We start from the raw sequence: 20,519 nt of genomic DNA on the forward strand, positions 1-20,519 counted from the left end.
GCGTGCTACACCCCCGCGGGGGTGTGCTCCGGCTTCCGCTCGGGCCCGGCGGCGGGACCCGGCCGGGCCTCGCTCAGGCCCACCCGCGCGTGCACCCGGCGCAGCCAGCGCGGCGCGTACCACGCGCGCCCGCCCAGCAGCCGCATCGCGGCCGGCACCAGTACGCCGCGCACCGCGATCGCGTCGATGAGGATGGCGAGCCCGCTGCCCAGGCCGAACATCTGGAGGAAGCTGACCTCGCCGGTGCCGAAGGCGAAGAAGCTGACGGCCAGCAGCCCCGCGGCCATCGTCACGATCCGGCCGGTACGGGCCAGCCCGCTGGTCACCGCCGTGGCCGGGTCCGCGCCCGCGTCGTGCAGCTCCTTGATCCGGCTGGTGAGGAAGACCTCGTAGTCCATGGACAGGCCGAAGGCGATGCAGAACATCAGCACGGTCATCGCCGTGTCCATCGGCTGCGGCGTGAAGCCGAGCAGCCCGCTGAGGTGGCCGTCCTGGAAGATCCACACCATCGCGCCCATGGCCGCGGCCAGGCTGACGGCGTTGAGGACGACCGCGCGCAGCGGCTGGACGACGCTGCCGGTGAAGAGGAACAGCAGCACGAACGTCGTGATCAGGACCATCCCGACGGCGAGCGGCAGCCGGCTGCCGATGCTGTCCTTGGCATCGACGAGTTCCGCGTCGGTGCCGCCGACCAGGGTCTCCACGCCGCCCGGCGCGGGCACCGCGCGGACGTCCCCGACCAGTTCCTGGGCCGCGCCCGACTTGGGCGCCGGCTCGACGGAGACCGTCAGCCGCTGGGCGTCGGGCCGGCCGAGCCCGGCGGCGGCGGGGCTCGCGGGGCCGGCCGCGCCGTCGGCGTACGAGCCGTTGCTCGCGTCGACCCGGGCGACGCCGTCCAGCCGGGACAGCTCGGTGGCGTAACGAGCGAGGTCGGGCCCGGCGACGGCGCCGGTGGTGACGACGTCGATCGCGGTGCTGTCGTCGACGGCGAAGTCCTCGCGCAGCGCGGTGGCCACCTGCCGGCTCTGCGCGCTCTCCGGGAGCACCCGCTCGTCCGGGGTGCCGTAGCTGACGCCCAGCAGCGGGGAGGCGGCCAGCAGCAGCAGGCCGAGCACCGGCAGCGCGGTGAGCGCGGGGCGGCGCATGACGGCGCCCGCGACGCGGCCCCACAGCGGCGCGTCGGTGCGGCGCATGGCCCGGGCGCCCGGCACCCGGCCGCCGTTGACGCGGTGGCCGAGGACGGCGAGCAGCGCGGGGATGATCACCAGCGCGCTGATCGCGGCGATGGCCACGACGCCGATGCCGGCGTAGGCGAAGGAGCGCAGGAAGTACTGCGGGAAGACCAGCAGCGCGGCGAGGGCCGCGACGATCGTCGCGGAGGAGAACGCGATCGTACGGCCCGCGGTCGCCACCGTGCGCCGGATGGCCTGCGGCACCTCGTCGCCCGCGGTCAACTGCTCGCGGAACCGGCTGACCAGCAGCAGCCCGTAGTCGATGCCCAGCCCGAGGCCGAGCGCGATGGTGAGGTTGACCGAGAACACCGAGACGTCGGTGAGGCTGCCCAGCACCCACAGCTCGGCGAACGTGCCGAAGATGGCGACCAGGCCGATCGCCAGCGGCAGCAGCGCCGCGACGATGCTGCCGAAGGCGAGGACCAGCAGCACGAGGGTGACGGGTACGGCGATCGCCTCGGCCAGCGCCAGGTCGGCGGCGACCTGCGTGGACACGTCGTTGCTCACCGCGGCCCCGCCGCCGGCCCGGACGGTGACGCCGTCGCGGGTGCCGGTGTACTCGTCCGTCAGCTCCTTGGCGTGGTCGGCCTCCTTCTCGTCGCCGCCGGCGACATGGGCGAGGACGAGGGCCTGGCTCCCGTCCCTGGAGGTCAGTCCCTCGCCGCCGCGGTCCCAGTACGACATGACGCTGCCGACGTCGGACTCCGCCCGCAGCCCCTCGGTCACCTGCTGCCCGCGTTCGCGGGCCGCGTCCCCGCCGGGCCCTCCGGACTCGGCGGAGACGAGCAGGACCAGGTTCGTATCGCCCCCGAATCTGTCGTCGATCACCTCCTGCGCCTTGCTCGACGGCGATCCCGGATCGCTGAAGCCGCCGCCGCTGAGCTTGCCGAAGGCGCCGAAGCCGAGCGCGGCCATGGCGACGACCGCGACGGCGGCGAGCGTGAGCACGAGCCGGGTCCTGCGCAGTACGAGCTCCGCAATGCGTGTCAGCACGGTGCTCCCCTTCCCAATGTTTATAGCGTTAACATGAGCCTTGCAGGTGATGTTAATGCTGTCAACATGAGGCATGATGCGACTATGAGCGAGGTCAGGGGCGGTAAGGCCGGATACCACCACGGCGACCTGCGCAACGCGCTGGTCGACGCGGCTTCGGAGCTGGCCCGCGGCGGCGGGCCCGAGGCGGTGGTGCTGCGCGAGGCGGCCCGGCGCGTCGGCGTGTCGCCGACGGCCGCGTACCGCCACTTCGCCAACCAGGCCGACCTCCTCCAGGCCGTCAAGGACGAGGGCCAGCGGCGGCTGGCGGACTCCATGGAGAAGGCGATCGCCGAGACCGCGCCGCCCCCCGGCGGCGACCCGGCCGGGGCCGCCAAGGCCCGGCTGATGGCCCTCGGCCTCGGCTACGTCCGCTTCGCGGTCGGCGAGCCGGGGATGTACCGCACCGCCTTCTGCCGGGTCGGACCCGACCAAGAGAAGTGGACCGAGGACGGCGGGGCCGCGGAGCTGCGGCCGGGCGACGCCCGCTCCTTCCGGCTGCTCGTCGGCGCCATGGAGGCGCTCGACGCCGCCGGCGTGATGCGGCCGGGCTCGCGGACGGGCGCGGAGTTCGCCGCCTGGTCCGCGGTGCACGGGCTCGCCATGCTGATCCTCGACGGGCCGCTGCACGACCTGCCGCCCCCGCAGCGGGACGCGATCGTCACCCGCACGCTCAACACGATCCTGCACGGCCTCACCGTGTGACCGGCAAACGCCTTGCGCAGGACGGCGTTTCGCACTTCTTCGCGCGCATGGTGACTGAGGTGACCACCGCATGCCGCGTCTTCGTCCTGTACGGCGTACGCTGGACCGGTGCTGTTTGGCGGCATGTGGGGCGATAAGGGAGCTTGGGGGTCGCCCCGGACCTGCTCGGGGTCACGACGCCGGCGGCGGCGTGTCCGGAATGGGCACATCTGGGTACGCGGTGTAGAACGGGAGGCGTGACGGCATTGGCGAAGACGAAACCCCAGCTCGAAAGCGCGCCCGCCGTCTGCGCCCCGGGGGCGTCGACCCAGGGCAGTCGCCGGTGACCACGGCGGACGACGCTCCGTCGCGCGCCGTACTCGGCCAGGCCGCCGACGAGAACTTCCCCGTGGCGCCGTTCTTCCTGCCCCGTGCCTGGCGCGACGACCTCATGGCGCTCTACGGCTACGCCCGGCTCGTCGACGACATCGGCGACGGCGATCTGGCCCCCGGCGGCGCCGACGCCGCCGCGCTGGGCCTGGGCCCCGACGAGGCCGACGACCCGCTCGCGCTCCTCGACGCGCTGGAGGCCGACCTGGACCGGGTCTTCACCCCCGGCGCGGTCCCCGGCCACCCCCTGCTGCGCCGGCTGCGGCCCACCGTCCGCCGCCACCGGCTGTCCCCGCAGCCGTTCCACGGTCTCCTCCAGGCCAACCGGCAGGACCAGAAGGTGCGGCGCTACGAGACGTACGCCGAGCTGGAGGGCTACTGCGAGCTGTCCGCCAACCCGGTCGGCCGGCTGGTCCTCGCCGTGACCGGCACCGAGAGTCCCGAGCGCATCCGGCGTTCGGACGCGATCTGCACCGCCTTGCAGATCGTCGAGCACCTCCAGGACGTCGCCGAGGACCTGGGCCGGGACCGCATCTACCTCCCGGCCGAGGACATGCGCCGCTTCGGCGTCACCGAAGCGGACCTCGCCCGGCCCCGTGCCGGCGAACCGGTGCGCGCCCTGATCCGGTACGAGGCCGACCGCGCCGCCCGGCTCCTCGACGAGGGCGCGCCCCTCGTCGCCAGCGTGCGCGGCCGGCTGCGACTGCTGCTCGCCGGCTTCGTGGCCGGCGGGCGCGCGGCGCTCGCCGCCGTCGCCGCCGCCGGCCACGACGTGCTCCCCGGACCCCCGAAGCCCACCCGGCGCAGGCTGCTGCGCGAGGTGGGGTCGACCCTGCGACGAGAGGGGTGACCGCACCGTGACCACATCGTCGCGCGCGGCCTACGCATCCGCACCGGTGCTCACCGCGTACCGGTACTGCGAGGCCGTCACCGGCCAGCAGGCCCGGAACTTCGCGTACGGCATCAGACTCCTGCCGTACGACAAGCGGCTGGCGATGTCCGCGCTCTACGCGTTCTCGCGCCGCGTGGACGACATCGGCGACGGCGAGCTGCCGCCCGACGCCAAGCGCGCCCGGCTGGAGGACACCCGGCGGCAGCTCGACCGGATCCGGGCCGGCCGGGTGGCCGAGGACGACACCGACCCCGTCGCGGTGGCCCTCGCGCACGCCGCACGCCGGTTCCCGATCCCGCTCGGCGGTCTCGACGAGCTGATCGACGGCGTCGTCGCCGACGTGCGCGGCGAGGAGTACGAGACCTGGGAGGACCTGAAGGACTACTGCCGCTGCGTGGCCGGCGCCATCGGGCGGCTCTCGCTGGGCGTGTTCGGCACCGTCCCCGGCGCGCGGCACTCCGAACGCGCCCCCGGCTACGCCGACACGCTCGGGCTCGCGCTCCAACTGACGAACATCCTGCGGGACCTGCGCGAGGACGCCGCCGAGGGCCGCAGCTACCTGCCGGCGGTCGACCTGGCCAAGTTCGGCTGCTCCACGGGCTTCCACGGCGCCACGGCGCCACCCGGCTCGGACTTCCCCGGCCTCGTGCAGTACGAGGTGCGCCGGGCCCGCGCGCTCTTCGCCGACGGCTACCGGCTGCTGCCCATGCTCGACCGGCGCAGCGGCGCCTGCGTCGCGGCGATGGCCGGGATCTACCACCGGCTGCTGGAGCGGATCGCCGCGGACCCCGAAGCCGTGCTGCGCGGGCGGGTGTCGCTGCCGGGCCGGGAGAAGGCGTACGTCGCGGTCCGCGGCCTGGCCGGCGTCGACGCCCGGCAGGCGAGCCGGAGGTCCCGGTGACACCCGCCCCCGCGGCGGGCGCGGCGGCCCTGCCGCACGTACGGCAGGGCGGGCCCGTAAACGCGGCGCGCGAGACGGATCGGGAGCGCTCGGTGGCGCCCTCGGCGTGCGCCGCGGCGCACGGGGCGCAGGGGTGTGCGCCGTGGCAGGACAAGGTGTGCGGCGCGGCGTCGCGGGCCAGACATAGTGCGTGTCGACACGGGTGGGGAGGTGGCCGGTGATGGCTGACGCCGGCCCGGAGAGACGGCCGCGGGCCGTGGTGGTCGGCGGCGGCCTGGCCGGGATGACCGCCGCGATGGGACTCGCCGACGCCGGCGTCGAGGTCACGCTCCTCGAAGGCCGGCCGCGCCTGGGCGGGCTCGCCTTCTCCTTCCGCCGCGGCGACCTCAGCGTCGACAACGGCCAGCACGTCTACCTGCGTTGCTGCACCGCCTACCGGTGGTTCCTCGACGAGGTCGGCGGCGCTCGACTCGCGCCGCTCCAGGAGCGCCTGGACGTGCCCGTCCTCGACGCCGCCGCACCGGCCCGCAGGGGACCCGGGCCGCGCACCGGCCGGCTCGGCCGCTCCGGCCTGCCCGTGCCGCTGCACCTGGCCGCCGGGCTCGCCCGCTACCCGCACCTCTCGCTCGCGGAGCGCGCGAGCGTGGGCCGCGCCGCGCTGGCGATGCGGCGGCTCGACCCCGCGGACCCCGCCCTGGACGGCGTGGACTTCGCGAGCTGGCTGCACCGGCACGGGCAGTCGCCCCGCGCGGTCTCGGCGCTGTGGGACATGGTCGGCGTCGCCACCCTCAACGCCTTCGCCCCCCAGGTCTCGCTGGGGCTGGCCGCGATGGTGTTCAGGACCGGGCTGCTCACCGAGCGCGGCGCCGCCGACATCGGCTGGGCCCGCGTGCCGCTCGGCGAGCTGCACGACACGCTCGCCCGCCGCCGGCTGGAGCGGTCCGGCGTACGCATCCTGCTGCGCACCCGGGCCACCGAGCTGCGCCGTACCCCCGGCGGCGGCTGGCAGGTCGACGTGGCCGCCGGACCCGAACGCGCGGGTGCCCCCGGCGCCGCGCCGCTCGACGCCGACGCCGTGGTCCTCGCCGTACCGCAGCGCGAGGCGCACGGACTGCTGCCCGCGGGCGCGCTCGACCACAAGGACCGGCTGCTCCGGATCGGCACGGCCCCCATCCTCAACCTCCATGTCGTCTACGACCGCCGCGTGCTGCACTCCCCGTTCGTCGCCGCCATCGGCACCCCCGTGCAGTGGATCTTCGACCGCACGGACGCCTCCGGCCTCGCCCGCACCCCCGGCGGCCGGGGCGGCCAGTACGTGGCGGTCTCCCAGTCCGCCGCGCAGGACGACATCGAGCGGCCCGTCGGCGAACTGCGCGAGCGTTACCTCCCCGAGCTGGCGAAGCTGCTGCCCGACGCCCGCGGCGCCGAGGTACGCGACTTCTTCGTCACCCGCGAGCGCACCGCGACCTTCGCCCCGACCCCGGGCGTCGGCCGGCTGCGCCCGGGTCCCGGAACCCACCTGCCCGGCCTCGCACTTGCGGGCGCGTGGACCGCCACCGGATGGCCCGCGACCATGGAGAGCGCCGTGCTCAGCGGCCTCGCCGCGGTCCGCGAGACCCTCGGCGTCCTGGGTCGAGAAGTGCCGCGGAACCTGCTGGAAGCAGTTTGAGATCCGTCATCGGAGGAGAGAACGTGCCCCGTCCCGAACCGGACACCGCCACCGCGGCCACCCCCGGCGCCGCCGCAGTGCTGGCCCTGCTGGACCACGCCCGGGAGCTGACGAACCCCGTGCTGCGCTCCGTGGTCGACCGGCTCGTACCTCCCATGGACACCGTCGCCGCCTACCACTTCGGCTGGATCGACGCCCACGGCAACCCCGCCGAGGGGGACAGCGGCAAGGCCGTACGCCCCCTCCTCTCGCTGCTCGCCGCCGAAGCCGCCGGCGCCTCCGCCGAGACGGGCGTCCCCGGTGCCGTCGCGGTCGAGCTGGTGCACAACTTCTCCCTCCTGCACGACGACCTGATGGACGGCGACGAGCAGCGGCGCCACCGCGACACGGTGTGGAAGGTGCACGGCCCCGCGCAGGCCATCCTCGTCGGCGACGCCCTCTTCGCACTCGCCGGCGAACTGCTGCTGGAGCTGGGCACGCCCGAGGGCGCGCGCGCCGCCCGCCGGCTCAACACCGCCACCCGCAAGCTCATCGACGGCCAGGCGCAGGACATCGCGTACGAACACCGCGAGAGCGTCACCGTCGCCGAGTGCCTGGAGATGGAGGGCAACAAGACCGGCGCGCTGCTGGCCTGCGCCTGCTCCGTCGGCGCCGTGCTCGGCGGCGCGGGCGACGAGGCCGCCGACGCGCTGGAGCGCTACGGCCTCCATCTGGGCCTCGCCTTCCAGGCCGTGGACGACGTGCTCGGCATCTGGGGCGAGCCCGCCGTCACCGGCAAGCAGACCTGGAGCGATCTGCGCCAGCGCAAGAAGTCCCTGCCCGTGTGCGCGGCGCTCGCGGCCGGCGGACCGGCCTCCGCCGAACTGGCGACGATGCTCGCCGCCGACGCCAAACGTGCCGATGACGGAAATACCGATGCGGAAAACGGCTTCAACGAGGAAGAATTCGCGGCCCGGGCCGCGTTGATCGAAGAAGCCGGGGGGCGCCGGTGGACTCAGGAGGAGGCGCGAAGGCAGCACGAGACCGCTCTGGCCTCGCTGGACGGGGTGAAGCTGCCCGACGACATCCGTGAACGGTTCGTCGCGCTCGCCGACTTCGTCGTCGTACGCCGGCACTGACACCGACGCCCGGGCCCCGCGTCCGGACGTCCCTTCGAAAGGGGTGTGCATGAAAGCCACTGCCGATGGCGGCAACGCAACCGACACCGCCCCCGCAGGGGCGGCGGCGGCCTTACTGGCCGCCCGGCAGGCGGTCGAGCGGGCGAGCGCCAACCTCCTCGGCCGGCAGGACGTCGAGGGCTGGTGGAAGGGCGACCTGGAGACCAACGTCACCATGGACGCCGAGGACCTGCTGCTCCGCGAGTTCCTGGGCGTACGCGACGAGCACACCACCCGGGCCGCCGCCCGCTTCGTCCGCCGCGAGCAGGGCCCCGACGGCGCCTGGGCGACGTTCTACGGCGGCCCCGGCGACCTCTCCGCGACCGTCGAGGCTTACGTCGCGCTGCGGCTCGCCGGCGACGCGCCCGACGAGGAGCACATGGCGCGGGCCGCCGCCTGGGTGCGCGCGCACGGCGGCATCGCCGCCACCCGGGTCTTCACCCGCATCTGGCTCGCACTCTTCGGCTGGTGGCGCTGGGACGACCTGCCCGAGCTGCCGCCCGAGCTGATCTACCTGCCGTCCTGGTTCCCGCTGAACATCTACGACTTCGGCTGCTGGGCCCGGCAGACCATCGTGCCGCTGACCGTCGTCTCCGCCAAACGCCCCGTGCGCCCCGGCCCGTTCACCCTCGACGAACTGCACACCGACCCCGGCGACCCCGTCCCGCCCCGCCCGCGCGCCTCGCCCGCGACCTGGGACGGCCTCTTCCAGCGGCTGGACCGGGCGCTGCACGCGTACCGCAAGGTCGCGCTGCGCCCGCTGCGCAAGGCGGCGCTGCGCAGTTGCGCCCGATGGATCATCGAGCGCCAGGAGAGCGACGGCTGCTGGGGCGGCATCCAGCCCCCCGCCGTCTACTCCGTGATCGCACTGCACCTCCTCGGCTACGACCTCGACCACCCGGTGCTCAAGGCCGGCCTGGAGTCGCTCGACCGCTTCGCGGTCTGGACCGACGGCACGGAGAAGACGGCGGCGGACGCGGAAGCCGCGGGCGAGCCGGGCGACGCGCGCGACGACGGCCCGGTCCGGATGATCGAGGCGTGCCAGTCCCCGGTCTGGGACACCTGTCTGGCGACCATCGCGCTCGTCGACGCCGGCGTGCCCGCCGACCACCCGCAGCTCGTCAAGGCCGCCGACTGGATGCTCGCCGAACAGGTGCTGGCCACCGGCGACTGGTCCGTACGCCGCCCCGGCCTCGCCCCCGGCGGCTGGGCGTTCGAGTTCCACAACGACAACTACCCCGACACCGACGACACCGCCGAGGTCGTCCTCGCCCTGCGCCGCGTCGCGCACCCCGACCAGGCGCGCGTCGACGCCGCCGTGGAGCGCGCCGTGCGCTGGCTGGCGGGCATGCAGTCGAAGAACGGCGCCTGGGGCGCGTTCGACGCGGACAACACCTCGGCGCTCCCCAACAAGCTGCCGTTCTGCGACTTCGGCGAGGTCGTCGACCCCCCGTCGGCCGACGTCACCGCGCACGTCGTGGAGATGCTGGCCGGCGAGAAGCTCGGCGACGACCCGCACGCGCGCCGCGGCGTCGCCTGGCTGCTCGCCGAGCAGGAGGCGGCCGGCGGCTGGTTCGGCCGCTGGGGCGTCAACTACGTGTACGGCACGGGCTCCGCGGTGCCCGCACTCGTCGCCGCCGGGCTGCCCGCCTCGCACCCGGCGATCCGGCGGGCGGTCACCTGGCTGGAGAACGTGCAGAACGACGACGGCGGCTGGGGCGAGGACCTGCGCTCCTACCCCGACGCGAAGTGGATCGCCCGCGGCGACTCCACCGCCTCGCAGACCGGCTGGGCGCTGCTCGCGCTGCTGGCCGCCGGCGAGCACGACAGCGCGGCCGTGGGGCGCGGCGTGGCCTGGCTGGCCCGTACCCAACTGCCCGACGGGTCCTGGGACGAGCCGCAGTTCACCGGCACCGGCTTCCCGTGGGACTTCTCCATCAACTACCACCTGTACCGGATGGTCTTCCCGCTCACCGCACTCGGCCGCTACCTGTCCGCGACCGCCGGCCTGACGCCGGCCGCCGGTGACGGCCGGGAGGTCTGATGCCCGACTCACCCGCGCCGCTGCTCGTGGTCTGCGCGCTCGGCATCGAGCGCCGGGCACTCCGGTCGGGCACCGGGCCCGCCGAGGGCACGGCCGGCGACGCGGGTCCGGTCGCGGTGCTGCGCACCGGGATGGGACCCCAGCGGGCCGAGCGGGCCGTGACCCGCCGGCTCGCGGAGGACCCCTTCCACGGCGCGCCCGTGATCGCCGCCGGCTTCTGCGCCGGGCTGCTCCCGGACATGCGCCCCGGCGACGTCGTCGTCGCCGATGCCGTACGGGCCGACCGGGAGGGCGCCGAGACCACCGGCTGCCCGGACAACGGGCCGCTGCTCGACGCCCTCGCGCTGCTCGACACCCGGGTGCACACCGGGCTGCTGCTGGGCACCGACCACGTCGTACGCGGCGCGGCCGGCCGGGCCCGGCTGCGCGAGCGCGGCGCGGTGGCGGTCGACATGGAGTCCGCGGCGACCCTGCGCACGGCGACGGCGTCCCCCGGGAACCGGCCGGTTGCCGCCGTCCGGGTGGTCGTGGACGCGCCCGAGCATGAACTCGTCCGTTTCGGAACGCTGCGCGGTGGCATCACCGCGTACCGCGTGCTCAGCTCAGTTCTTCCTGCATTTTCTGAATGGCACCGTCATGTGATGATCACCAGGAGGCAAACCTAATGGCCATGCCACTGCGACAGTCGCTCAAGGTTGCCGGTTATCTCTTCTCGCAGCGGACGATCAAGCGACGGGAGAAGTTCCCGCTGATCGTCGAGTTGGAACCCCTCTTCGCCTGCAATCTCAAGTGCGAAGGCTGCGGCAAGATCCAGCATCCCGCGGGCGTGCTCAAGCAACGCATGCCGGTGGCCCAGGCGGTCGGCGCCGTGCTGGAGTCGGGCGCGCCGATGGTCTCGATCGCGGGCGGCGAGCCGCTGATGCACCCGCAGATCGACGAGATCGTGCGGCAGCTCGTGGCCCGCAGGAAGTTCGTCTTCCTGTGCACCAACGCCATGCTGCTGCGCAAGAAGCTCGACAAGTTCGAGCCCTCGCCCTACTTCGCCTTCGCCGTGCACATCGACGGGCTGCGCGAGCGGCACGACGAGTCGGTCGCCAAGGAAGGCGTCTTCGACGAGGCCGTGGAGGCGATGAAGGAGGCGAAGCGGCGCGGCTTCCGCGTCACCACGAACTCCACCTTCTTCAACACCGACACCCCGCAGACCGTCGTCGAGGTCCTCGACTTCCTCAACGACGACCTCAAGGTCGACGAGATGATGATCTCCCCGGCGTACGCCTACGAGAAGGCGCCCGACCAGGAGCACTTCCTCGGCGTCGAGCAGACCCGCGAGCTGTTCAAGAAGGCGTTCGCCGGCGGCAACCGCAAGCGCTGGCGGCTCAACCACAGCCCGCTCTTCCTGGACTTCCTGGAGGGCAAGGTCGACTTCCCGTGCACCGCCTGGGCCATCCCCAACTACTCGCTCTTCGGCTGGCAGCGCCCCTGCTACCTGATGAGCGACGGCTACGTGCCGACGTACCGGGAGCTGGTCGAGGACACCGACTGGGAGAAGTACGGCCGGGGCCGCGACCCCCGGTGCGCCAACTGCATGGCCCACTGCGGCTACGAGCCCACCTCCATCCTCGCCACCACGTCGTCCCTGAAGGAGTCGCTGCGCGCCGCGCGGGAGACGGTCGGCGGCAACCGCATCCGAGGGGGAGGAGCATGAGATGCCGCTCCTGGACAGCATCGGAGGCCCTGGCGACCTGAAGGCGCTGCCGCCGGAGCGGCTGGCCGAACTGGCCGGGGAGATCCGCGAGTTCCTCGTCCACGCGGTCGCCCGCACCGGCGGCCACCTCGGGCCGAACCTCGGCGTGGTCGAGCTGACCCTCGCCCTGCACCGGGTCTTCGACTCGCCGGCCGACCGCATCCTGTGGGACACCGGCCACCAGTCGTACGTGCACAAGCTGCTCACCGGGCGGCAGGACTTCGCCGCGCTGCGCGGCAGGGGCGGCCTGTCCGGCTACCCCTCGCGGGCCGAGTCCGAGCACGACGTGATCGAGAACAGCCACGCCTCCACGGTGCTCGGCTGGGCCGACGGCCTGGCCAAGGCCAACGAGGTGCGGGGCAGCACCCCGGTGGTGGGCAGGCCGCTGTACGACTCGCTGCACGGCGCGAAGAAGGGCTTCGAGGACGCCTTCGCGCCGCAGGGCATGTTCGAGGACCTGGGGCTGAAGTACGTCGGCCCCGTCGACGGGCACGACACCGCCGCCGTCGAGTCCGCGCTGCGCCGCGCCAAGCGGTTCCACGGGCCGGTCCTCGTGCACTGCCTGACCGAGAAGGGCCGCGGCTACCAGCCCGCGCTGGACGACGAGGCCGACCACTTCCACACGGTCGGCGTCATGGACCCGCTCACCTGCGAGCCGGTCGCGCCGGCCACCGCGCCGTCGTGGACCTCGGTCTTCTCCGACGAGCTGGTACGCATCGGCGCCGAACGCGACGACGTGGTGGCGATCACCGCCGCCATGCTCCACCCCACCGGGCTCGCCGCGTTCGCCGCGGCGTACCCCGGGCGGGTGTGGGACGTCGGCATCGCCGAGCAGCACGCCGCGGTGTCCGCCGCGGGCCTGGCGACCGGCGGGCTGCACCCCGTCGTCGCGGTCTACGCCACGTTCCTGGACAGGGCGTTCGACCAGGTGCTGATGGACGTCGCGCTGCACCGCTGCGGGGTGACGTTCGTGCTCGACCGGGCCGGCGTGACCGGGCCGGACGGCGCCTCGCACCACGGCATGTGGGACATGTCGATCCTCCAGGTCGTCCCGGGCCTCAGGATCGCCGCGCCACGTGACGCCGACCAGTTGCGCGCCCAGTTGCGCGAGGCCGTCGCCGTCGACGACACGCCCACCGTCGTCCGCTTCCCCAGGGGCACGGTGTCCGAGCCGATACCCGCGACCGCACGGATCGGGGGCATGGACGTGCTGCGCCGCGACGAGCGCGAGGACGTGCTCCTCGTCGCGGCCGGCGCCATGGCGCCCGTCTGCCTGGAGGCGGCAGGACTGCTCGCCGGGCGGGGGCTGGGCTGCACCGTCGTCGACCCGCGCTGGGTCAAGCCCGTCGACGCGCAACTGCCGCCGCTGGCGGACCGGTTCCGCGTCGTCGCCGTGGCCGAGGACAACAGCGTCGGCTCCGGCGTCGGCGCCGCCGTCGCCCGGGCGCTGCGGGATGCCGAAGTCGACGTACCCTTGCGCACGTTCGGCCTGCCGGAGCGGTTCCTGCCGCACGGTACGCGGGCCGAGGTCCTGGCCGAGGCCGGGCTGACCCCGGCCCGGATCGCCGCCGCCGTCGGCGGGGTGCCCGCCGCCCGGGCCGGGGAGCCGGCCCGTACCAGACAGAGGGAAGAAAGCACCCGATGAGCTTCGACATCGGGGCGCTGCTGGCCGAGCGCGGGGGAGAGCGCTACGACCTGCACGCCCGGTACCTCAACCACCAACTGCCGCGGATGCTGCACACGCTGGGCTTCGACAAGACGTACGTGCGCGGCGAGGGTGCGTACTTCTACGACGAGGAGGGCCGGGACTACCTCGACCTCCTCGCCGGCTTCGGCGTCATGGGGCTGGGCCGCAACCACCCGGTGGTCCGCAAGGCCCTGCACGACGTGCTCGACCTGGACCTCGCCGACCTCACCCGCTTCGACTGCCAGCCGCTGCCCGGGCTGCTGGCGGAGAAGCTGCTGACGCACACGCCGCACCTGGACCGGGTGTTCTTCTCCAACAGCGGCACCGAGGCCGTCGAGACCGCGCTGAAGTTCGCCCGGTACGCGACCGGCAAGCCCCGCGTCCTCTACTGCGACCAGGCGTTCCACGGGCTGACCACCGGCTCGCTCTCCGTCAACGGCGTCGAGGCGTTCCGCGACGGGTTCGCGCCGCTGCTGCCGGACACCGCGATCCCGCTCGGCGACCTCGACGCGCTCGGCCGGGAGCTGCGCGCCGGCGACGTCGCGGCGCTGGTGGTCGAGCCGATCCAGGGCAAGGGCGTGCACGCGCCGCCGCCGGGCTATCTGCGCACGGCGCGGGAGTTGCTGCACAAGCACGGCGGGCTGCTGGTCGCCGACGAGGTGCAGACGGGCATGGGGCGTACCGGCGAGTTCTTCGCGTACCAGCACGAGGAGGGCGTCGAGCCCGACCTCGTCTGCCTCGCCAAGGCGCTGTCCGGGGGGTACGTGCCCGTCGGCGCCACCCTGGGCCGCGAGTGGATCTTCAAGAAGGTCTACTCGTCCATGGACCGCGTGCTGGTGCACTCGGCGAGCTTCGGCACCAACGCGCCCGCGATGGCCGCCGGGCTCGCCACCCTGCACGTGCTGGAGGACCAGAAGCTCGTCGAGAACGCCCGGGACACCGGCGACCTGCTGCGCACGGAGCTTGCGGGGCTGATCGACCGGTACGAGCTGCTGCACGACGTGCGCGGCCGGGGGCTGATGATCGGCATCGAGTTCGGCAGGCCGGCGTCGCTGAAGCTGCGCGGGCGCTGGACATTGCTCCAGGCCGCCCGCAAGGGTCTGTTCGCGCAGTTGATCGTGGTGCCGCTGCTCCAGCGCCACCGCATCCTCACCCAGGTCTCCGGCGACCGGCAGGAGGTCATCAAGCTGCTGCCGCCGCTGGTGATCGGCGAGGCCGAAGTGCGGCGGTTCGTGGACGCGTTCACCTCCGTGATGGACGAGGCGCACGCGGGCGGCGGGCTGATCTGGGAGTTCGGCCGCACCCTGGCCAAACAGGCGGTCTCCGGCCGCTGAACGGGCTGCTCGGGCTGCTCGACTGACCGCGGGGCGGGTCGCGCGGCCCGGCGGCCGAGGACACGTCGCGCCGCCGGGACGGCCCCGGCCGCGGCGGTCAGGCCGTCAGCAGGTGCGCGCGCAGCCGTTCGAGGGTCGCGTCGCTCAGCTCCAGCGCCTCGCGCAGGTAGCGGTCGACGGTGCCCCAGCGCCCGGCGATCGTGTCGAACGCGGCGCCCAGGTAGCTCGCCCGCGCGTCGAAGAGCGGGCTCAGCAGCTCCATCACCTCGGGCGAGGTACCGCCCTGGGCCCGCTCGCCGCGCTGGACCCGGTAGCGCCGGTGCTGGGCGTTGGACTCCAGGTAGTCCGCCTCGATCGCCTCCCGCTCGACGCCCACGGCCAGCAGCGCGAGCGCGATGGTCAGCCCGGCCCGGTCCTTGCCCGCCGCACAGTGCAGCAGGGCGGGCGTGCGGCCGTCGGCCAGCGAGTGCAGGACCCGGGAGTGCTCCGCGTTGCGGTGGAGGATCATGTCGCGGTACGAGTCCTCCATGCGGGCCGCGGCCTTGCCCTCGCCGAGCAGCGAGCTGAGCGTGGGTATGTCGCCGTCGCGGACCAGCTTCCAGAACTCCTTGCCCTCGGCCGGGTCGTTGAGCGGCAGGTTGACGTTCCGTACGCCCGGAAGGTCGATGTCGGGGCCGTCGAGGCGGATGTCGGCGGCGTTGCGGAAGTCGAAGACGGTGTGCAGGCCGAGCGAGTCGAGGAAGGCGGCGTCCTCGGCGGTGGCGTGGGCCAGGTGCCCGCTGCGGTAGAGCCGGCCGTGCCGGGTCTGCCCCCCGCCGGCGGCGGGCAGACCGCCGACGTCGCGGAAGTTGCGGACACCGGTCAGCTCCGGCTCGGTCGTCTGCGTCATCGAGGCTCCGTAACGTCGGGGAGGCGCGGCACTTCGACAGTACGACAAAGGCACGCTGGACAAGGAACCCCCCGGCTGCGATGTTGTGTATCTCTGTTGAGTTATGGGAGACGGAATGGTCGAGGTCGGTGGGAACGGTCGGATCTGGCTGCTGTCGGGTCCGCACAGCAGCTACGCCCTGCGGCTGGGCAGACACGACGAGCTGCTGCATCTCCACTGGGGACCGCGGCTCACGCTCGCCGACGCCGAGGCGCTGGCCGAGGAGCGCCCGCCGCGCTCCCGCTCCTTCGAATCGCCCCTCGACGGCCGCGAGGAGTACCCCGTGGAGGGCGGGCCCCGCTTCGTGCGGCCCGCGCTCTGCGTACGCGCCGCGTCCGGCGACGGCGGGCGGGGCAGCGAGTGGGAGTTCCGCGGCGCCGAGACCTCCGGCGACGTGCTGCGGCTCACCTTCCACGACCCCGTGCACCGCCTCGCCGTCACCCTCCACTACCGCATGCGCGCCGGCGCCGACGTGCTGGAGCGCTGGGCCACCGCCGCCCACGAGGGCGGCCCGGACGACCCCGCGCTGGATCTGCTGCGGCTGGACTCCGCGGCCTGGACGCTGCCCCGCGCCGACCGCCGCCGGCTGTCCCACCTGCACGGCCGCTGGGCCGCCGAGAGCCTGCTCGCGCGCGCCGAGCTGACCCCCGGCGAGACCGTCATCGGCAGCCGCCGCGGCCACACCTCGCACCGCCACCTGCCCTGGATCGCCCTCGACGACGGCACCGCGGGCGAGGAGCACGGCGAGGTCTACGGCTGTGCGCTGGCCTGGTCCGGGTCCTGGCGCATCGCCGTGCAGCAGCTCGACGACGGCGTCGTGCAGGCCGTCGGCGGCGCCGGGCACGACGACTCCGGGCTGGTCCGGCTCGCCCCCGGCGAGTCGTACACCGCGCCCGTCTTCGCCGGCCTCTACACCGCGGGCGGCTTCGGCGCCGCGTCCCGCGCCTGGCACGCCTGGCAGCTCGCGCACGTCGTCCCGGACGCGCACATCCCCCGGCCCGTCCTCTACAACTCGTGGGAGGCCACCAAGTTCGACGTCGAGCAGGGCCACCAGCGCGAGCTGGCGCGGCGGGCCGCGGCGATGGGCGTGGAGCTGTTCGTCGTAGACGACGGCTGGTTCGGCAAGCGCACCCACGCCCGGGCCGGACTCGGCGACTGGACGCCCAACCCCGACCGCTTCCCCGAAGGGCTGAAGCCGCTCGCCGACGAGGTCCACGGCCTCGGCATGCACTTCGGCATCTGGGTCGAGCCGGAGATGGTCAACCCCGACAGCGACCTCTACCGCGCCCACCCCGACTGGGTCCACCACCGGCCGGACCGCCGGCGCACCGAGTTCCGCCACCAGCTCGTGCTGGACCTCGGCCGGCGCGACGTCCGCACCCATCTGTGGGAGCAGCTCGACGAGCTGCTGCGCTCCGCGCCCATCGACTACGTCAAGTGGGACTTCAACCGCTCCCTGACCGAGCCCGGCGCGCGCACCGACCCGTCCGTCCCGCACGTGCGGGGGCTGTACGAGCTGCTGGACCGGCTGCGCGCCGCGCACCCGCACGTCGCCTTCGAGTCCTGCTCGGGCGGCGGCGGCCGGATCGACCTGGGCATCCTGTCCCGTACGGACCAGGTGTGGACCTCCGACAACACCGACCCGCTCGACCGGCTGCCCATCCAGCACGGCATCGGCCAGATCCACCCCGCCCGGGTCACGGCCGCCTGGGTCACCGACAGCCCCAACGAGCAGATGCAGAGCCGCGTCAGCAGCCTGCGCTACCGCTTCGTCAGCTCCATGGCCGGCGTGCTCGGCGTCGGCGGCGACCTCGCGCGGTGGAGCGACGAGGAGCTGGCCGAGGCCGCCCGCTGGGTGGACCTGTACAAGCGCATCCGCCCCGCCGTCCAGCTCGGCCGGCTCTACCGGCTGCGCGAGCCGCAGGAGGGCCTGACCGCCGTGCAGTACGTCCTGGGCGACGACCCCGAACGCGCCGACGAGGCCGTCGTCCTCGCCTGGCTCCAGGCCCAGCGCTACAACGAGCCGCTGCCGCCGCTGCGCCTCGCCGCGCTGGACACCGGCGCGGAGTACGAGGTGCTGGCCGGCGGCGAGCCCGGCGAGGTGCTGCGGGGGGCGGTGCTCGCGCACCGGGGGCTGCACACGGGGCTGGCCGGGGACCTCGACGCCACGGTGGTGCACCTGCGCCGCCGCTGACGGCCACCCCGCCGGCGGCCCCCGCGGGCCGCGCAGACCCCGACCGTACGCGGCCCGCGCGAGGTGCGTTCCCGCGCGGGCCGTCGCACAATGTGACGTGACCGGGGGGACCCCGACGGAGCGGGACCATGCGCTTCCAGGACCGTACGGAGGCGGGCCGCGCGCTCGCCCGGCGGCTGCGGGACGGCCGGCCCGGCGCCGGGCCCGCGGCCGTGGTGCTCGCGCTGCCGCGCGGCGGCGTGCCCGTGGCGTACGAGGTCGCCCGCGGCCTCGGCGCCCCCCTCGACGTGCTGCCCGTCCGCAAGATCGGCCACCCGCGCCACCCCGAGTACGGCCTCGGCGCGGTGGCGGGCGACACCCCGCCGCTCTACGACCCGGACGCGCTCGCCGCCGCCGGACTCACCGCCGGCGACCTCGCGGCCACCGCCGAACGGGAGCGCGCCGAGCTGCGCCGCCGCGCGGAGGTCTACCGCGGCGGCCGGCCGGCACCCGCGCTAGCCGGACGCTGGACGGTCGTCGTGGACGACGGGCTCGCCACCGGCGTGACCGCCCGCGCGGCGCTGCGCGCGGCCCGGGCGGCGGGGCCCTCGCGGCTCACGCTGGCGGTGCCCGTGGCCTCCCCGGGCGGCCTGCGGGCGGTACGGAGCGAGGCGGACGATGTGACGTGTCTGCACGCGCCGGCGGCGTTCGGCGCGGTCGGAGTCTGGTACGACGACTTCGAGCAGCTAACGGATGACGATGTGCTCGAACTGCTCGGTACTGGCTGAAAATCGGTCAGAACAGAATGGCTGAGTAGTTGTCAACTAACGTGAATAGGGCGTTGGTTGGACATGCTGAGAACTTATGCCAGCGGCAAGCGGAGCGCACTAAGCTGCTTGCGATGCTCAGCGTGACCGCTCGGCGTCACACAGTCGTTCGACTCTGAGGATGCTCATGGATCCAGCGGGACCCGCCTCCGGCGCCCGGCGGACCGGTTTCGTCCGCTGGTGGCTGATACCCACCGCCGTCGTGGTCGTGAGCACGGCCATCGCCCTGCCGCTCGTCGGCGCCGACGTGCGTACGCCCGTCGCGGTGTGCGGCGCCGTCGCCGCCCTCGTGGTCGCGCTGGCCGCTGCCGAGGCCGAGCGCCGCGGGCGGGCCGCCAGCGAGCTGTACGCCAGACACGCCGACCACCAGGCCGCGTGGGAGCGCCGGCTCGCGGCCCAGGAAGCCGAGATGGTGCGGCTCGCGGGCCTGCTGCCGCAGGCGGTCGCGCGGCTCCAGCGGGGCGAGTACGCCGAGGACGTGCTCACCGACATAGAGGCCGAGAAGTCCCTGACCCCGCAGGTCCGCGCGGCCCACGCGACCGCGCTGCGCTCCGTCGTCGAGGCGGTGCAGAACGCCGAGGACCTGCGCGTCTCCGCCGAGCGCGGCTTCGTCAACATCGCCCGCCGGGTGCAGGCCATCATCCACCAGCAGGCGCGCAGCCTGCGGGAGATGGAGGACCGGCACGGCCGGCGGCACGAGTTCTTCGCCGACCTGCTCAAGCTCGACCACGGCACCGCGCTGGTCGGCCGGCTCGCCGACAGCATCGCCGTGCTCGGCGGCGACCGCCCCGGGCGCCAGTGGGGCAAGGCCATCGCCCTCTACAGCGTGCTGCGCGGCGGCATGTCCCGGATCATCGACTACCAGCGGGTCGAACTCCACCCCGTGGCCGAGGTCGCCGTCGTGGGCTCGGCCGTCGAGCCGCTGATCCACGCCGTCGCCGAACTCCTCGACAACGCCACCCGCTACTCGCCGCCGCACGCCAAGGTCCACCTGTCCGCCACCGAGGTGCAGTCGGGCGTCGCCATCGAGATCGAGGACGGCGGCGTGGGCCTGAGCGAGGAGGCGCGCGAGCGCGCCGAGCACATGCTCGCCGAGGCCCAGGCCGGCATCGACCTCAACGACCTCGGCGAGACCCCGCGGCTCGGGCTCGCGGTCGTCGGCCGGCTGGCGCAGACGTACGACTTCCGCGTCTCCCTGCGCCCGTCCGCGTACGGCGGCGTACGCGCGGTGCTCGTCGTGCCGCAGGTCCTGCTCACCACCACGCCCGCCACCGGCACCGCGCACGGCATCGGCGCCACCTCCGGCCCGCGCCCCCTGCGCAACTCCACCCCGCCGCCCGCCGGGATCGCCGGGAGCGCCGAGGCGCGCGCCGGCCTGCGGCGCACCCGGGACCGGGTGCCGCCCGCGCGGCAGGCGGGCCCGCAGCCCTCGCCGCCCGCGCACGCCGAACCGGTCGCCGGCAACCTGCCGCAGCGCCGCCGCCGGGCCCCGGCCGTGCCCCCGGCCACCCCGGCGGCCGGCGGGCACGCGCCCGGACGGCGCACGGCCACCGCGTACCCGACCGGGACCGAGAACGGCGACGCGGAGAGCCGCGGCGTCGAACCGGGCCTGTGGCTCGGCGACTTCACCCGCGGACTGGAGGGCGAGCCGCCGGCCGGGGAGGCCGCCCCCGCGGGCGCCGCGGACGAGCGGAAGGAGCCGGGCGGACCCGCCCGCGGCGAGGGCGCGCAGGCCGAGGAGATACGGCCGGAACCCTCCGGCCGCCCCCGGCACGACGACGGGGCGGCGGAACCGTCGAATCCATCATCGGGCGAGGAGGACTGA

General features: G+C 74.3%; 15 protein-coding genes. 13 read left to right on the forward strand and 2 right to left on the reverse strand.

Annotated elements, in window-relative coordinates:
• Positions 1-5: 5 nt before the first annotated feature.
• Complete coding sequence (locus QBL21_RS15450; protein WP_407562762.1) at positions 6-2,225, reverse strand: MMPL family transporter; 2,220 nt, start codon at positions 2,223-2,225, stop codon at positions 6-8.
• A gap of 84 nt (positions 2,226-2,309) precedes the next feature.
• Here QBL21_RS15450 and QBL21_RS15455 point away from each other — a divergent pair, with 84 nt between their 5' ends.
• The 10 genes from QBL21_RS15455 (at position 2,310) to QBL21_RS15500 (ending at position 14,766) form a co-directional block, all read left to right on the forward strand.
• Positions 2,310-2,969, forward strand: coding sequence for a TetR/AcrR family transcriptional regulator (locus QBL21_RS15455; RefSeq protein WP_407562763.1), 660 nt, complete (start codon positions 2,310-2,312; stop codon positions 2,967-2,969).
• Positions 2,970-3,291: 322 nt separating this feature from the next.
• Complete coding sequence (gene hpnC, locus QBL21_RS15460) at positions 3,292-4,188, forward strand: squalene synthase HpnC (RefSeq protein WP_407562764.1); 897 nt, start codon at positions 3,292-3,294, stop codon at positions 4,186-4,188.
• A gap of 7 nt (positions 4,189-4,195) precedes the next feature.
• Positions 4,196-5,131, forward strand: coding sequence for a presqualene diphosphate synthase HpnD (gene hpnD / locus QBL21_RS15465; protein ID WP_407562765.1), 936 nt, complete (start codon positions 4,196-4,198; stop codon positions 5,129-5,131).
• A gap of 220 nt (positions 5,132-5,351) precedes the next feature.
• A complete protein-coding gene (hpnE, locus tag QBL21_RS15470) occupies positions 5,352-6,800 on the forward strand; it encodes a hydroxysqualene dehydroxylase HpnE (protein ID WP_407562766.1) in 1,449 nt (482 codons plus the stop codon).
• A 23-nt stretch (positions 6,801-6,823) separates the two neighbouring features.
• The gene (locus QBL21_RS15475; RefSeq protein WP_407562767.1) at positions 6,824-7,918 is read left to right on the forward strand and encodes a polyprenyl synthetase family protein; all 1,095 of its coding nucleotides are present in this window, start codon (positions 6,824-6,826) and stop codon (positions 7,916-7,918) included.
• Positions 7,919-7,967: 49 nt separating this feature from the next.
• Positions 7,968-10,001 carry a squalene--hopene cyclase gene (shc, locus tag QBL21_RS15480; RefSeq protein ID WP_407562768.1) on the forward strand — a complete coding sequence of 678 codons (2,034 nt, stop codon included), beginning with the start codon at positions 7,968-7,970 and terminating at the stop codon, positions 9,999-10,001.
• On the forward strand, positions 10,001-10,666 hold the full coding sequence (locus tag QBL21_RS15485) for a 1-hydroxy-2-methyl-2-butenyl 4-diphosphate reductase (protein ID WP_407562769.1): 666 nt from the start codon (positions 10,001-10,003) through the stop codon (positions 10,664-10,666). Before shc ends, QBL21_RS15485 begins: the two co-directional genes overlap by 1 nt.
• Positions 10,666-11,706 carry an adenosyl-hopene transferase HpnH gene (hpnH, locus tag QBL21_RS15490; protein WP_407562770.1) on the forward strand — a complete coding sequence of 347 codons (1,041 nt, stop codon included), beginning with the start codon at positions 10,666-10,668 and terminating at the stop codon, positions 11,704-11,706. Before QBL21_RS15485 ends, hpnH begins: the two co-directional genes overlap by 1 nt.
• A gap of 1 nt (position 11,707) precedes the next feature.
• Positions 11,708-13,390, forward strand: a complete 1,683-nt coding sequence (locus tag QBL21_RS15495) for a 1-deoxy-D-xylulose-5-phosphate synthase (RefSeq protein ID WP_407562771.1) — start codon at positions 11,708-11,710, stop codon at positions 13,388-13,390.
• The gene (locus tag QBL21_RS15500; protein ID WP_407562772.1) at positions 13,387-14,766 is read left to right on the forward strand and encodes an aspartate aminotransferase family protein; all 1,380 of its coding nucleotides are present in this window, start codon (positions 13,387-13,389) and stop codon (positions 14,764-14,766) included. The genes QBL21_RS15495 and QBL21_RS15500 overlap by 4 nt, the downstream gene beginning before the upstream one ends.
• Before the next feature lie 97 nt (positions 14,767-14,863).
• Here the strand turns inward: QBL21_RS15500 and QBL21_RS15505 are convergent, their stop codons facing one another.
• A complete protein-coding gene (locus QBL21_RS15505; RefSeq protein ID WP_407562773.1) occupies positions 14,864-15,655 on the reverse strand; it encodes a tyrosine-protein phosphatase in 792 nt (263 codons plus the stop codon).
• 115 nt (positions 15,656-15,770) lie between these two features.
• Here QBL21_RS15505 and QBL21_RS15510 point away from each other — a divergent pair, with 115 nt between their 5' ends.
• The 3 genes from QBL21_RS15510 (at position 15,771) to QBL21_RS15520 (ending at position 20,519) form a co-directional block, all read left to right on the forward strand.
• Positions 15,771-17,888, forward strand: coding sequence for an alpha-galactosidase (locus tag QBL21_RS15510; RefSeq protein ID WP_407562774.1), 2,118 nt, complete (start codon positions 15,771-15,773; stop codon positions 17,886-17,888).
• Between the two features lie 128 nt (positions 17,889-18,016).
• Positions 18,017-18,655, forward strand: a complete 639-nt coding sequence (locus QBL21_RS15515; protein ID WP_407562775.1) for a phosphoribosyltransferase — start codon at positions 18,017-18,019, stop codon at positions 18,653-18,655.
• A gap of 166 nt (positions 18,656-18,821) precedes the next feature.
• Positions 18,822-20,519: a sensor histidine kinase gene (locus tag QBL21_RS15520; RefSeq protein WP_407562776.1), complete on the forward strand. Its 1,698-nt coding sequence runs from the start codon at positions 18,822-18,824 to the stop codon at positions 20,517-20,519.

It is taken from the genome of Streptomyces sp. 184, from assembly GCF_045781775.1.
Classification (GTDB): Bacteria; Actinomycetota; Actinomycetes; order Streptomycetales; family Streptomycetaceae; genus Streptomyces.